Origin of the sequence: Stutzerimonas stutzeri (assembly GCF_000219605.1) — a bacterium.
In the GTDB taxonomy this organism is placed as follows: domain Bacteria; phylum Pseudomonadota; class Gammaproteobacteria; order Pseudomonadales; family Pseudomonadaceae; genus Stutzerimonas; species Stutzerimonas stutzeri.
The window spans coordinates 4,176,979-4,191,125 of sequence record NC_015740.1 but is presented as its reverse complement, the minus strand read 5'-3'; the positions used below and the strand labels follow the sequence as shown (position 1 = coordinate 4,191,125).

Sequence of the window (14,147 nt, the reverse complement as noted above, 5' to 3'; positions counted from 1 at the left end):
ATGAGGATTGAAAAATGGAAAAAACAGCCGCTAAGGATGAGTTTTAGTCATGCCGGAATCCGTTATGGCAGTACCGCGCATGCCGCCTCTGTATGCGCTACGTGCGTTCGAGGTGGCGGCGCGCTTCGGCTCGTTCACCCAGGCGGCGCAGAGCCTGTTCATCACCCAGAGTGCGGTAAGCCGGCACGTGAAGACGCTGGAGGAGCATCTGGATTGCCAGCTGTTCGAGCGACATGGCTCGCGGCTGGTGCTGACCGATGCCGGCCGCCTGCTGGCGCAGGAGCTGAAGATCGGTTTCCGTACCATCGAGAACGCCTGCGTCGCGGTGACGCGCCAGCGCGGCGCGCTTCGCCTCAAGGCGCCTTCGACGCTGACCATGCGCTGGCTGCTCGGCGCGCTGAACGCCTTTCAGCTGGCGCATCCGCAGAATCGTGTGCAGCTCACCAGCGCCTGGATGGATCTGGACGCGGTGGATTTCCACAGCGAGCCGTTCGACTGCGCGATCCTGCTGGGCAATGGCGGTTTTCCGGCCGACTGGCGCCGGGTCAAGCTGTTCGACGAATGGCTGGTGCCGGTCTGCGCGCCGGAACTGCTCGGCGCGGCGCCCTGGAGCACCGAGCAGCTGGCGGCGGCCGAGCTGATTCACCCGTCGCGTGACTGCCGTGACTGGCGGCGCTGGCTGCAGCGCACCGGGCGCGTGGATGAGGTCGCCTGGCAGCAGGGCAAACTGTTCGACACCCTCGAACTGGGCATCTCCGCCGCCGCCCAGGGCCATGGCGTGTCGATCGGCGATCTGGCCCTGGTCGGTGCCGAACTGCAGCGCGGCAGCCTGGTGCTGCCACTGCGTCAGGCGGTGCGCTCCGGCGACAGCTATTACCTGGTGTGGCCAGGCGGTGGCAGCGAGTCGGCGACGCTTGCGCGCATGCGCGACTACCTGCTCGAACACCTGCCGGATGTGACCCGCCAGGGCGTCGAACTGTTGGATTGACGGCCGATTCAGTCATTGCCCCGGCCACCCTCGGTAGGGGAAAATGGCCGCCTTTTTCTACGTACACCCCCGCAGGAGATTCAGCGATGCCCAGCCGTCGTGAGCGAGCCAATGCCATCCGCGCCCTCAGCATGGATGCCGTGCAGAAAGCCAACAGCGGCCACCCGGGTGCCCCCATGGGCATGGCGGACATCGCCGAAGTGCTCTGGCGCGACCACCTGAAGCACAGTCCGACCAACCCGCAGTGGGCCGACCGCGATCGCTTCGTGCTGTCCAACGGCCACGGCTCGATGCTGATCTACTCGCTACTGCACCTGACCGGCTACGACCTGTCCATCGATGACCTGAAGAACTTCCGCCAGCTGCACAGCAAGACCCCTGGCCACCCGGAGTTCGGCTACACCGCCGGTGTCGAGACCACCACCGGGCCGCTGGGCCAGGGCCTGGCCAACGCTGTCGGTTTCGCCCTGGCCGAGAAGGTCATGGCGGCGCAGTTCAACCGCCCCGACCACAACATCGTCGATCACAACACCTACGTGTTCCTCGGCGACGGCTGCATGATGGAAGGCATCAGTCACGAAGTCTGCTCGCTGGCTGGTACCTTGGGCCTGAACAAGCTGATCGCCTTCTACGATGACAATGGCATTTCCATCGACGGCGAAGTCCACGGCTGGTTCACCGATGACACCCCGCGCCGCTTCGAGGCTTATGGCTGGCAGGTGATCCGCAATGTCGACGGCCATGATGCCGACGAAATCCAGATGGCTATCGAGACCGCGCGCAAGAGCGACCGGCCGACGCTGATCTGCTGCAAGACCATCATTGGCTTCGGCTCGCCGAACAAGCAGGGCAAGGAAGAATCCCACGGCGCTGCCCTGGGTGAGGCCGAAATCGCCCTGACCCGCGAGGCGCTGGGCTGGAAGCACGGCCCCTTCGAAATCCCGGCCGAGATCTACGCCGAGTGGGACGCCAAGCAGAAGGGCGCCGACGCCGAGAACGAGTGGAACAAGCGCTTCGCCGCCTACGAGGCCGAATTCCCGGCGCTGGCTGCCGAGTTCAAGCGACGCATGGCCGGCGAGCTGCCGGCGGACTTCGCCGAAAAGGCCAGCGAGTTCATCCGTGAAGTCGCCACCAAGGGCGAAACCATCGCCAGCCGCAAGGCCAGTCAGAACTGCCTGAACGCCTTCGGCCCGCTGCTGCCGGAGCTGCTCGGCGGCTCGGCGGACCTGGCCGGCTCCAACCTGACCCTGTGGAAGGGCTGCAAGCCGGTGGTGGCCGAGGATGCCTCGGGCAACTACATGTATTACGGCGTGCGCGAGTTCGGCATGGCCGCGATCATGAACGGTGTCGCCCTGCACGGCGGCCTGATTCCCTACGGCGCGACCTTCCTGATGTTCATGGAATACGCACGCAACGCCGTGCGCATGTCGGCACTGATGAAGCAGCGGGTGATCTACGTGTTCACCCACGACTCCATCGGCCTCGGCGAAGACGGCCCGACCCACCAGCCGGTCGAGCAGCTGGTCGCCCTGCGCACCACGCCGAACCTGGATACCTGGCGTCCGGCCGACACGGTCGAGTCCGCGGTGGCCTGGAAGCATGCGGTCGAGCGCAAGGACGGTCCGAGCGCGCTGATCTTCTCGCGGCAGAACCTGCCGTTCCATGTGCGTGACAACGAAACCGAAGCGGCCATCACCCGCGGCGGTTACATCCTGAAGAACTGCGCTGGCGAGCCGGAGCTGATCCTGATCGCCACCGGTTCGGAAGTCAGCCTGGCGGTACAGGCCGCCGACAAGCTGGCCGAGCAGGGCCGCAAGGTGCGCGTCGTCTCCATGCCCTGCACCAGCGTGTTCGACGCCCAGGACGCGGCCTACAAGCAGCTGGTACTGCCGGTTGAAGTCGGTGCGCGCATCGCCATCGAGGCGGCGCATGCGGACTACTGGTACAAGTACGTCGGCCTCGACGGTCGCATCATCGGCATGACCACCTACGGCGAGTCGGCTCCGGCCGGCCAGCTGTTCGAGGAATTCGGCTTCACCGTCGACAACATCCTCGCGGTCGCCGAAGAGCTGCTGGAGGACTGATCGCGACGATGGGTGGATGGCTGCGGTCATCCATCCCATCAAGCCCCATCCGCGTAGGGTGGAGAGCCAACTGCCGCTTTCCACCTGCAGGACCGACGAGAACCCATGGCCAACGCCCGTCCCTATCGCGTCGCTCTCAACGGCTACGGCCGCATCGGCCGTTGCGTGCTGCGTGCATTCTATGAGCGCGGCGCCGCCTTCGATTTTCAGTTCGTTGCCCTCAACGACCTGGCCGACATGGCCAGCCTGGAATACCTCACCCGCTTCGACTCCACTCACGGCCGCTTTCCAGGCGACGTGGGCGTGGAGGGCGACTGCCTGCACCTGAACGGCGACTGTGTGAAGGTGCTGCGTGCATCGACGCCGGAAGCCATCGACTGGCGGGCACTCGACGTCGATCTGGTGCTGGAATGTTCCGGCGCCTACACCAGCCGTGGCGATGGCGAGCGTTTCCTTGCGGCGGGTGTGCCGCGGGTACTGTTTTCCCAGCCGATGGCCAGTGCGGCGGATGTCGACGCCACCGTGGTGATGGGCATCAATCAGGGGCAGCTGAGCGGCACCGAGCGGCTGGTGTCCAACGCCTCCTGCACCACCAACTGCGGCGTGCCGCTGCTCAAGCTGCTCAATGACGCGGTGGGCATCGAGTTCGCCTCCATCACGACCATTCACTCGGCGATGAACGACCAGCCGGTGATCGACGCCTACCACCATGACGACCTGCGCCGCACCCGCTCGGCCTTCCAGTCGGTGATTCCGGTATCCACGGGGCTCGCCCGGGGCATCGAGCGCCTGCTGCCGGAACTCTCCGGGCGGATTCAGGCCAAAGCCGTGCGGGTGCCGACGGTAAACGTCTCCTGCCTGGACATCACGCTGCAAACCGCTCGGGATACCGACGCGCAGACGATCAACCGGGTGCTGCGCGAGGCCGCCGAAAGCGGCCCCTTGCAGGGGTTGCTGGCCTACACGGAGTTGCCGCATGCCAGTTGCGACTTCAACCACGACCCGCATTCGGCGATCGTCGACGGCAGCCTGACCCGTGCCTCCGGCCCGCGCCTGGTGAATCTGCTGGCCTGGTTCGACAACGAATGGGGGTTCGCCAACCGCATGCTCGACGTCACCGACCATTACCTGCGCGTGGCTCATCGCCCGTAGTGGCACGCGCTTGGAACATCGCTGCTTCTCGACCTTAAGGAAGACCAACATGACCGTTTTGAAGATGACCGACCTCGACCTCTCCGGCAAGCGCGTGCTGATCCGCGAGGACCTCAACGTGCCGGTGAAGGATGGCGCGGTGAAGAGCGATGCACGCATCCTGGCCTCGTTGCCGACCATCAAGCTGGCGCTGGAAAAAGGCGCCGCGGTGCTGGTCTGCTCGCACCTGGGCCGTCCGGAAGAGGGCGTCTACAGCGAGGAAGACAGCCTCAAGCCGGTCGCCGATTACCTGTCCAAGGCCCTCGGCCGTGAGGTGCCGCTGGTCAAGGACTACCTGGACGGTGTCGAGGTCAAGCCGGGTGAGCTGGTGCTGCTGGAGAACGTGCGCTTCAACAAGGGCGAGAAGAAGAACACCGACGAGCTGGCGCAGAAGTACGCTGCCCTCTGCGACGTCTTCGTCATGGACGCCTTCGGCACCGCCCACCGTGCCCAGGGCTCGACTCATGGCGTGGCCAAGTTCGCCAAGGTCGCCTGCGCCGGCCCGCTGCTGGCGGCCGAGCTGGACGCGCTGGGCAAGGCGCTGGACAAGCCGCAGCGGCCGATGGTGGCCATCGTCGCCGGCTCCAAGGTATCGACCAAGCTCGACGTGCTGACCTCGCTGGCCGACATCTGCGACCAGCTGATCGTCGGCGGCGGCATCGCCAACACCTTCCTCGCCGCGGCCGGCTACAAGGTCGGCAAGTCGCTGCACGAGGCCGATCTGATCGACACCGCCAAGGCCATCGCGGCCAAGGTCGCCGTGCCGCTGCCGGTGGATGTGGTGGTCGCCAAGGAATTCGCCGAGAGCGCCGAGGCCACGGTCAAGGCCATCGCCGACGTCGCCGACGACGACATGATCCTGGACATCGGGCCGAAGACCGCAGCCATGTTCGGCGAGATGCTCAAGGCTTCGCAGACCATTCTCTGGAACGGTCCGGTGGGCGTGTTCGAATTCGACCAGTTCGGCAACGGCACCAGGGTGCTGGCCCAGGCCATCGCCCAGAGCCCGGCGTTCTCCATCGCCGGCGGTGGCGACACCCTGGCGGCCATCGACAAATACGGCGTGGCCGAACAGATCTCCTACATCTCCACCGGTGGTGGCGCCTTCCTCGAGTTCGTCGAGGGCAAGGTGCTGCCGGCGGTCGAGGTACTGGAGCAACGCGCCAGCTGATGACCGGGCGGGCTGCCGGCGGCGCCCTCGGCGCTGGCAGCCCGCTGTTGCAGACGGCAACCCCGGCGGCTCGCCGTGGTCTTTGTTCTTATCGGAACGAGGAAAGGGGATTCCCCATGCGCTACATCGCTGTTGCCGTTTGTTGCCTGGGCCTGGCCGGTTGTGCCGGCAATTCACCGGATACCGCCTGTCAGGTGCTCGACCCGCCGCCGGTGCTCAGCCCGACCGCCGAGCATGATCAGCGCATGCAGATGCAGGCCACTGGCGATCCGACCGTCGTTACCCAGGGCGGACTGCAAGACTGTCCGGACTGATTCGCCTCGAGGAGATGGAATGAACAAAGGCTTGCCCATGCTGCTCGCCGCGCTGCTGCTCGGCGGCTGCGGCCACTGGCAGTCCGGCCCGGACGCGCCGTTCGTGCGCTGGAAGTGCCAGAGCCAGCAGCACATCGCCTGGCGCTACGCCGATGATCAGCGCAACGCCATCGACCTGAAGATCGGCAACAGCGAGCAGGTTCATACGTTGCGCAAGGAACCTGCAACGCATGGCACTTTCTATAGCGATGGCGTAGTTGCCTTCCATGACAAGGGCAACGAGGCGCTGGTGTATCGCGTCGCCGATGACAAGGTGCTGGCCCACGGCTGCAGCGCATCGCTCATCAGTATCTAGCGGACCATCGGTTACTGCGGCCTCGCGATGCGAGGCTACGTTTTTTAAAGCGCTGGCGGGACGCTGGCATTTGTCGCTCCCGCCTCTACAATGCCGCGCCCAGCGTGCGGCGCTTGAACAGCGTCGGCCACTGCGGCAGGCTCTACACGATCAAACGACCCAGACCGGGAGAAAGGAAAACATGGCACTCATCAGCATGCGCCAGATGCTCGACCACGCCGCCGAGTTCGGCTACGGCGTGCCGGCCTTCAACGTCAACAACCTCGAGCAGATGCGCGCCATCATGGAAGCGGCCGACAAGACCGATTCCCCGGTGATCGTCCAGGCTTCCGCCGGTGCGCGCAAATACGCCGGTGCGCCGTTCCTGCGTCATCTGATCCTGGCGGCGATCGAAGAATTCCCGCACATCCCGGTGTGCATGCACCAGGACCACGGCACCAGCCCGGACGTCTGCCAGCGTTCGATCCAGCTCGGCTTCTCCTCGGTGATGATGGACGGCTCGCTGCGCGAAGACGGCAAGACCCCCGCCGATTACGAGTACAACGTGCGCGTGACCCAGCAGACCGTGGCCTTCGCCCATGCCTGTGGCGTCTCCGTGGAAGGCGAGCTGGGTTGCCTGGGCAGCCTTGAAACCGGCATGGCCGGCGAGGAAGACGGCGTCGGCGCCGAGGGCGTGCTCGATCACAGCCAGCTGCTGACCGATCCGGAAGAAGCCGCCGACTTCGTCGCCAAGACCAAGGTCGACGCCCTGGCGATCGCCATCGGCACCAGCCACGGCGCCTACAAGTTCACCAAGCCGCCGACCGGCGACACGCTGTCGATCCAGCGCATCAAGGAAATCCACGCGCGCATCCCGGATACCCACCTGGTAATGCACGGTTCCTCCTCGGTGCCGCAGGAGTGGTTGAAGATCATCAACGAGTACGGCGGCGAGATCGGCGAAACCTACGGTGTGCCGGTCGAGGAGATCGTCGAGGGCATCAAGTACGGCGTACGCAAGGTCAACATCGACACCGACCTGCGTCTGGCCTCCACCGGCGCGATCCGCGAGTTCATGGCGAAGAACCCCAGCGAGTTCGACCCGCGCAAGTACCTGGCCAAGACCGTCGCCGCCATGCGCGACATCTGCATCGCCCGCTACGAAGCCTTCGGCACCGCCGGCAATGCCAGCAAGATCAAGCCGATCTCGCTGGAAGGCATGTTCCAGCGCTACGCCAACGGCGAGCTGGATCCGAAGATCAATTGATCGATCGGACATGAAAAAGCCCGCGTTTGCGGGCTTTTTCGTTTCTGCGCTGCATGTGTGCTCAGCTGGCGAGCAGTTCCTGGATCTGGCAACGCAAGGTGTCCAGCGCGAAGGGCTTGGCCAGCACCGGTGCCGAGCGGGCGATGGGGCTGCCGGATTCGTAGATCTCGATGGGATAGCCGCTGATGAAGATCACCTTCAGCTCCGGCCGCAGCTTGAGCGCGGGCTCGGCGATCATCACTCCGGAGACATTGCCCGGCAGGCGGAAGTCGGTGACCAGCAGATCCAGATGCGGTTTGGTCGCCAGGATCTCGAAAGCCTTAGGCGCACTGTCCGCTTCCAGCACCTGATAGCCCTCGCTGGCCAGATAGTCCGAGAGCAGGCTGAGGATATGCGGCTCGTCTTCGACGAGCAGAACGATTTTTGGCAGTGCGTGGTTCATGATGGATCTCGATGTTGCGTTACGTGCTGCATATCCAGCCCGCCGTCATGGGGCCGGACAGGATTTCGACAGGTTGCACGCTGCAAGTTTCAGTCCTGCGGCCGGACGGTCGTCGTTTTCCGTCCACTGCTGTGCAGTAACGCACGGTTTTGTCGCCGCTATCCTCGCCGCTTCCAGCGCGCGACTCAATGCCGACCTTCGCCGGGGCCATGGGCTGGCAGCTGGCGCGCATGCACGCTAGGGTGGGCGATGCCCTGCAGGAGATGAATGCCATGAGCGATCCGGACCGCGCGGCACAGCGCACCCTGGACTATTACCGCCTCAACGCCGAGGCTTTTCGCGACGGCACCCGCGACCACGACGTCAGTCAGAACATCGATGCCCTTCTGCGTCACATTCAGGCGCCGGCGCCGCTGCGTATTCTCGATCTCGGCTGTGGGCCCGGACGCGATCTCAAGGCGTTGACCGCACGAGGGCACGTCGCGGTGGGCCTCGACGGCACCGAGGCATTTGTCGAGATGGCGCGAGCGGACAGCGGCTGCGAGGTCTGGCAGCAGGACCTGTTGCAGCTGCAGCTGCCGACGGAGAGCTTCGACGGCATCTTCGCCAACGCCGTGCTGTTCCATGTTCCGAGCGCGGAGCTGTCCGGCGTGCTGGCCCGTCTGCACGAGGCGCTGAAAGGGGGCGGCGTGCTGTTCTGCTCCAATCCCCGCGGTCAGGACGAGGAGGGCTGGAGCGGTGACCGCTACGGTGTCTGGTATAGCTGGCCAAGCTGGCGGGCGCGGTTGCTGGCCGCCGGCTTTGTCGAACTGGAGCACTACTATCGTCCTGCCGGGCTTCCTCGGGCCCAGCAACCCTGGCTCGCCAGTGTCTGGCGCAAGGCTTCTCGCGGCTGACGCAGGCCGCAGAATGCAACCTGCGTCACGCTTTGTATTGCGTTTTGCACGGTCTAATTCCTGGCTGGATTTAGTTAAGTATTTGTTATTAAAGGAAAATTAATTTTTCTGCGGGTTGGCACGAACGCTGCTCCTTTAATGTTCGCTGGAACTTTCTTGGAGTACAGAACAATGACCGCTGCACAACAATTTCTTACTGCCGCATTCCCTGAGTTCGAAGTGCTCACCGAGCCCCGTCCCGATGGCGGCCTGCTGCTGACCCTGCGCAACGACGACCGCACGCTGGTAAAGCGCGCCCTGTCGAAAGGCCAGACTCAGACGCGGATTCAGCTGGAATGGGTCGTCAGCTCGGTTCGCCGTGATCTGGCACTGGAAGCCGGCATGTCGCCTTCCATCGCCCATCTGCAGAGCCAGAGCCGTACCGCACTGCCGACCTACGAGTACGCCTGAGCCCTACGGCTGCGGCCCATGCCGCAGCCGTAGCAAACCGGGCCGCCAGAGCCCGGTCATCAAGCCCGTGAAGCCGAAGAGGACAGCCACATGAACGCCATCGACCTGCTGATCGAGGATCATGAGCGCGTAAAGGACCTGCTGACGCGCCTGACCGAATCCACCGAGCGCGCCGTGAAGACGCGCACCGAGCTGCTCAGCAAGCTGGAAATGGAAGTGACCATTCATACCCAGCTGGAAGAGCAGATTCTCTACCCCGCCTACAAGGAAGCCGGCGGCAAGGAAGAGCTGAAGATGTATCACGAGGCCAAGGAAGAGCACCGAGCCGTGGATTCGCTGGTGCTGCCGGATCTGAAGGCCACCGATCCGGGCAGCGTCCAGTTCTCCGGACGGGCCAAGGTCTGCAAGGAGCTGCTGGAGCACCACATCGAGGAAGAGGAATCGGAAATGTTCCCGCAGGCGCGCGAACTGTTCGACGCCAAGCGCCTCGAGGAAATGGGTGCGCAGATGATGGAGCTGCGCAATCGTCTGAAGAAGGAGTTCACTGCCAAGCAGGCAGCCTGAACCTCGCCTACCGGCCACCGGGGCTCCCTGCCCCGGTCCGCTCTGCTTCCGCCCCGCAGCACCTGCGTCTTTGCTGACGTGCATCAATAGTGCGACCAGGCGTCGCTGCGACCCTTGATGGCTTTCTAGTATCAACTTCCGTTGCTCAGGCCTGGATGATGTTCTCAGGCGCATGGGTGCGGCAGGGAAGCAAGGGGCGTGGATGGAAGACGAGCTGAAGGCGTTGCTGCAACGAGTGGGGCTGGGCCTCGAACAGATCCTGACCCGCAAGCGCTTCCTGCAGTGGCAGACCGGTGACGCGTTGCGCCTGAACCGCGCCGCGGCCGAGCTGGACGCGGCTCATCGCGCCTTCATCGATAAGCTCTACGAACACCTTGCCGACTTCGGCCAGCCAGCCACCCTGCACAGTGACTGCGCCGGGCTGATGCGGCTCAAGCAGCGCCAGCAGGAATACTACCGGCGCCTGTGGAACGGTCCCTACGAGCGCGACTACGTGCGTGACCGCCTGCTGGTGGGGCTGGTCCATCAGCGGGTCGGCGTCGACCTGGAATGGTACCTCGGTGCCTATCGCTTCTACCTGTCGGAAATGCTGCGCACGCTGCTCGGCGACAACGAGCAGCACAGGCTGTACGACAGCCTGCTGAAGATCGTCTTCTTCGACATGATCCTCGCCATCGACACCTACAGCGCCGCTCAGCGGCACGCCCTGGAGGACAGCGAGGCGCGGCTGACGCGCGCGCTGCGCGGCTCGGAGGACGGCATCTGGGAATGGAACGTGGAGCACGACCAGCTGCACCTGTCCGAGCGCTGGACCGCCATGCTGGGCATGCCTGCGCAGCCGAGCTATACCAGCCGCAGCTGGTTCGAGCGGGTACATCCGGACGACCTGCCTGGGCTGCGCGAGGCGATCGCCGATCACCTGAACGGGCGAACGCCGTCGCTGGCCCATGAATACCGCGTGCGCATCGAGGGCGGTGGCTACCTGTGGGTGCTGGTGCGCGGCGTCGCCGAGCGCTGCGAGCAGGGAACCCTGCGCATGGCCGGTTCGCAGACCGACATCAGCGCACGCAAGGCCGCCGAGGAGTGCCTGCGCCATGCGGCACGCCACGATGCCCTGACCGGCCTGGCCAACCGTCTGCACTTGGACGAACTGCTCAAGGAGGTGCAGCAGCGACCGCACGGTCGGGCCGCGGCCTTGCTCTTCGTCGATCTGGACCGCTTCAAGCTGATCAACGACAGCCTCGGCCACGGCGCTGGCGACCAGGTGCTGGTGGAAGTGGCGCAGCGGTTGCTGAGATGTCTGCGGCCGGGTGACCACCTGGCCCGTTTCGGCGGCGACGAATTCGTCGCCCTGCTTGGCGATCTGGCCTGCGAAGCCGATGCCGAGCGCGTCGCCCAGCGCATGCTGGTGGCCCTGCGCCAACCGCTGCAGCTGGGCGAGCGCACCCTGTCGGTCAGCGCCAGCATCGGTATCGCGCCGCTGCAGCGTGATGGTCAGGCGCTGAATGCGCTGCAGGCGGCCGACCTGGCCCTGTATCGCGCCAAGAGTGCGGGCAAGGACCAGTTCGCCCTGTTCTGCGACGGCCTGCATTCCAAGGCGGCCCGTCAGCTGGAACTGGAGAGCGCGCTGGCCCAGGCGCTGACGCGGCGGGAATTCGCCCTGCATTATCAGCCGATCTGCCGCGTCGAGCAGGGCCGACCCTATGTCGTCGGCGTCGAGGCGCTGCTGCGCTGGCGCTTCAACGACAAGCCAGTGGCGCCGCACGAGTTCATTCCGGTGCTGGAGGAGTCGCGCGAGATCGTTCGCGTCGGCGAGTGGGTGCTGCGCGAGGCCTGCTGCCAGGTCCGTCGCTGGCAGCAGGCCGGTCAGACGCAACTGTACTGCGCGGTCAACCTGTCGATACGTCAGCTGCAGCAGCCCGGTTTCACCGATCTGCTGGCGCGCGTGCTGCGGGAGACCGGGCTGCGACCGGACAGCCTGCTGCTGGAGATCACCGAGACGCTGCTGATGCAGGATAGCGAGGCGACCATGAGCAGCCTGCACGAGATCGCGGCGCTCGGCGTGCGCCTGGCCCTGGATGATTTCGGCACCGGCTACTGTTCGCTCGGCTACCTCAAACGCTATCCGCTGCACGTGCTCAAGGTCGATCGCAGCTTCATCGCCGCCGCGCCGGAGGATCCCGACTCGGTGGCCATCAGTCGCGCCGTCATCGGGCTCGGCCAGAGCCTCGGCCTGGCGGTCGTCGCCGAAGGCGTGGAGCGCCCCGAACAGGTGGCCTTTCTCGGCGCCGAGGGTTGTCAGCTGGTGCAGGGTTACTGGTTCAGTCCTCCGCGCTCGGCGGCAGAACTGCAGCGGATGTTCGATCGCGAGCATCGTTTCGACGAGCTCTGGGCATTGCATCCGGTCACGCCCGGGACGACGCTGAACGACCCGCTCCCGGCCTGTCTGCCTGGCTGACCGGCATCTGCGCGCCGCCAGGAATGAGACGGCCGGGGCACTCTTGCGCCTTAACAAGGTCAACCTTCTGTGAATCTGACGATTCAAGAATTCTCCGGCCACCCGCCGGATCACTCTGAAGGAGGTTAACCATGCGTCTTACCTATCTGCTGCCCCCCGTACTCGGACTTCTGCTGGTCGGTTGCGGCCCGGACGAAGACCGCGACCGCGAGCCGACCCCGCCGCCGGCCACCACCGAGCAGCCGGCCGCACCCTCCACTGACACCACCACGCCGCCTGCAGGCACTGGAACCGGCACCGGTACCGGCGCTGCACCGAGCACCGGAACGGGCACTGGCACCGGTACTTCGGGCGACATGGCCACTCCGCCTGCCGACAATGGCAGCGGCATGGGCACCGAGTCCGGCTCCGGTACCGCGCCGAGCACTGGCACTGGCACTGGAACCGGCACCGGCACTTCGCAGTAAGCGCGGCCCGGCACCCTGGGCCGCGGGCTCAGGGTGTCATGCGCAGGAGAAAAGCGATGAAGTCGAGTTTTATCTTGGCTGGTGCACTGGCTGCCCTGGCGCTGGTGGGTTGCTCGCCGGACGATGAGGAGTCTGCGCTGGATAACAACAGCCGCAACCAGCAGGAATACCAGAACACCGCTACCGATCCCGCCGGCCCGCGGGAAATCTCGCCGCCGTCCAACCGGACCAACGAGTAGTGGTTCCGGCGCTGCGCCGGCTAGACGAACTGTCCGGCCGCGTAGCCCGACGCCCAGGCCCATTGGAAGTTGAAGCCGCCCAGATGGCCGGTGACGTCGAGTACCTCGCCGACGAAGTACAGCCCTGGCGCCTTCTGCGACTCCATGGTCTTGGACGACACTTCGCGCGTATCCACACCGCCCAGCGTGACCTCCGCCGTCCGGTAGCCCTCGGTTCCGGCGGGTACCACCTGCCAGTCCGCCAGCTTGTTCGCGATCGCTTCCAGCTCGCTGGGCCCGTACTGCTTCAGCGGCCGTGAGCTGAACCACTGCTCGCACAGAAGGCCGGCCATCTTGCGCGTGAAAACCTCACCCAGCAGCGTCTTGAGCTCGATGTTGGGGCGTTCCTGTCGCTGCGCCGTCAGCCATTCCACCAGATCCAGGTGCGGCAGCAGGTCGATATGCACCACGTCGCCCGGTTGCCAGTAGGACGAGATCTGCAGGATCGCCGGGCCGGACAGCCCGCGATGGGTGAAGAGGATGTTCTCGCGGAAGCTCTGCCCGTTGCAGCTGACCAGGCAATCCTCCACCGAGGTGCCGGACAGTTCGCTGCACAGGGTCTTGAGCTGCGGTTCGGTAATGGTGAATGGCACCAGGCCCGCGCGGGTCGGCAGCACGTTGTGGCCGAACTGGCGGGCGATCTGATAGCCGAAGCCGCTGGCGCCCAGGGTCGGGATCGACAGCCCGCCAGTGGCGATCACCAGCGACTGGCAGCGCACCGCGCCGATGCCGGTCTGCAGCGCATACCCCTGATCGAGCCGCTCGATCGCCGTCACGGCGGTGTCCAGGCGCAGATCGACTCCGGCCCGCACGCATTCGTCCAGCAGCATCTCCAGGATGTCGCTGGATTTGTTATCGCAGAACAGCTGGCCGAGCTTCTTCTCGTGATAGGGCACGCCGTGGCGGCTGACCATCTCGATGAAGTCCCATTGGGTGTAGCGCGCCAGGGCAGACTTGCAGAAGTGCGGGTTGCTGGAAAGGAAGTTGGCCGGCTCGGTATAGAGGTTGGTGAAGTTGCAGCGCCCGCCGCCGGACATGAGGATCTTCTTGCCCGCCTTGTTGGCGTGGTCGAGCAGCAGCACTTGGCGGCCGCGCGCGGCGGCGGTGAATGCACACATCAGGCCGGCGGCACCGGCGCCGATTACCACCACGTCAGTCTGCACCAATGCATACCTCGTTCGAAAACGCGCGATGGTACTCCGCTCGCGGTTTCGCTGCAGCCAGGCATCCGACGAGGCGCCGA

At 65.2% G+C, this 14,147-nt stretch carries 15 protein-coding genes; 13 read left to right on the top strand and 2 right to left on the bottom strand.

The annotated features are described in order from the left end of the window. Positions 1–64 precede the first annotated feature (64 nt). From PSTAB_RS19280 to fba, 7 genes are all read left to right on the top strand, one after another. On the top strand, positions 65–988 hold the full coding sequence (locus PSTAB_RS19280) for a LysR substrate-binding domain-containing protein (RefSeq protein ID WP_013984296.1): 924 nt from the start codon (positions 65–67) through the stop codon (positions 986–988). 86 nt (positions 989–1,074) lie between these two features. Further along, complete coding sequence (gene tkt, locus PSTAB_RS19275; RefSeq protein ID WP_013984295.1) at positions 1,075–3,072, top strand: transketolase; 1,998 nt, start codon at positions 1,075–1,077, stop codon at positions 3,070–3,072. Positions 3,073–3,177: 105 nt separating this feature from the next. Continuing rightward, positions 3,178–4,224, top strand: coding sequence for an erythrose-4-phosphate dehydrogenase (gene epd / locus PSTAB_RS19270; protein ID WP_013984294.1), 1,047 nt, complete (start codon positions 3,178–3,180; stop codon positions 4,222–4,224). Between the two features lie 49 nt (positions 4,225–4,273). After that, positions 4,274–5,434, top strand: coding sequence for a phosphoglycerate kinase (locus PSTAB_RS19265; protein ID WP_013984293.1), 1,161 nt, complete (start codon positions 4,274–4,276; stop codon positions 5,432–5,434). A gap of 116 nt (positions 5,435–5,550) precedes the next feature. Further along, the gene (locus tag PSTAB_RS19260; RefSeq protein WP_013984292.1) at positions 5,551–5,748 is read left to right on the top strand and encodes a hypothetical protein; all 198 of its coding nucleotides are present in this window, start codon (positions 5,551–5,553) and stop codon (positions 5,746–5,748) included. A 19-nt stretch (positions 5,749–5,767) separates the two neighbouring features. Then, positions 5,768–6,103, top strand: a complete 336-nt coding sequence (locus tag PSTAB_RS19255; RefSeq protein WP_011914924.1) for an MliC family protein — start codon at positions 5,768–5,770, stop codon at positions 6,101–6,103. Positions 6,104–6,284: 181 nt separating this feature from the next. After that, a complete protein-coding gene (fba, locus tag PSTAB_RS19250) occupies positions 6,285–7,349 on the top strand; it encodes a class II fructose-bisphosphate aldolase (protein ID WP_013984291.1) in 1,065 nt (354 codons plus the stop codon). A 61-nt stretch (positions 7,350–7,410) separates the two neighbouring features. On the opposite strand, the gene PSTAB_RS19245 is transcribed toward fba, so the two are convergent. Further along, positions 7,411–7,791, bottom strand: a complete 381-nt coding sequence (locus PSTAB_RS19245) for a response regulator (RefSeq protein WP_011914922.1) — start codon at positions 7,789–7,791, stop codon at positions 7,411–7,413. Positions 7,792–7,979: 188 nt separating this feature from the next. Here PSTAB_RS19245 and PSTAB_RS19240 point away from each other — a divergent pair, with 188 nt between their 5' ends. The 6 genes from PSTAB_RS19240 (at position 7,980) to PSTAB_RS19215 (ending at position 12,865) form a co-directional block, all read left to right on the top strand. Beyond that, complete coding sequence (locus tag PSTAB_RS19240; RefSeq protein WP_013984289.1) at positions 7,980–8,687, top strand: class I SAM-dependent methyltransferase; 708 nt, start codon at positions 7,980–7,982, stop codon at positions 8,685–8,687. A gap of 171 nt (positions 8,688–8,858) precedes the next feature. Next, complete coding sequence (locus PSTAB_RS19235) at positions 8,859–9,137, top strand: DUF3509 domain-containing protein (protein WP_013984288.1); 279 nt, start codon at positions 8,859–8,861, stop codon at positions 9,135–9,137. A 90-nt stretch (positions 9,138–9,227) separates the two neighbouring features. Beyond that, positions 9,228–9,701 (top strand): hemerythrin domain-containing protein, encoded by a 474-nt coding sequence (locus tag PSTAB_RS19230; protein WP_013984287.1) that lies wholly within the window; start codon positions 9,228–9,230, stop codon positions 9,699–9,701. A gap of 202 nt (positions 9,702–9,903) precedes the next feature. After that, positions 9,904–12,159 carry a putative bifunctional diguanylate cyclase/phosphodiesterase gene (locus PSTAB_RS19225; RefSeq protein ID WP_013984286.1) on the top strand — a complete coding sequence of 752 codons (2,256 nt, stop codon included), beginning with the start codon at positions 9,904–9,906 and terminating at the stop codon, positions 12,157–12,159. A gap of 131 nt (positions 12,160–12,290) precedes the next feature. Continuing rightward, positions 12,291–12,626, top strand: a complete 336-nt coding sequence (locus PSTAB_RS19220; protein WP_013984285.1) for a hypothetical protein — start codon at positions 12,291–12,293, stop codon at positions 12,624–12,626. A 56-nt stretch (positions 12,627–12,682) separates the two neighbouring features. Continuing rightward, the gene (locus PSTAB_RS19215) at positions 12,683–12,865 is read left to right on the top strand and encodes a hypothetical protein (protein WP_011914916.1); all 183 of its coding nucleotides are present in this window, start codon (positions 12,683–12,685) and stop codon (positions 12,863–12,865) included. Positions 12,866–12,885: 20 nt separating this feature from the next. Here the strand turns inward: PSTAB_RS19215 and PSTAB_RS19210 are convergent, their stop codons facing one another. Further along, positions 12,886–14,070 (bottom strand): BaiN/RdsA family NAD(P)/FAD-dependent oxidoreductase, encoded by a 1,185-nt coding sequence (locus PSTAB_RS19210; protein WP_041771885.1) that lies wholly within the window; start codon positions 14,068–14,070, stop codon positions 12,886–12,888. Between the last annotated feature and the right edge of the window lie 77 nt (positions 14,071–14,147).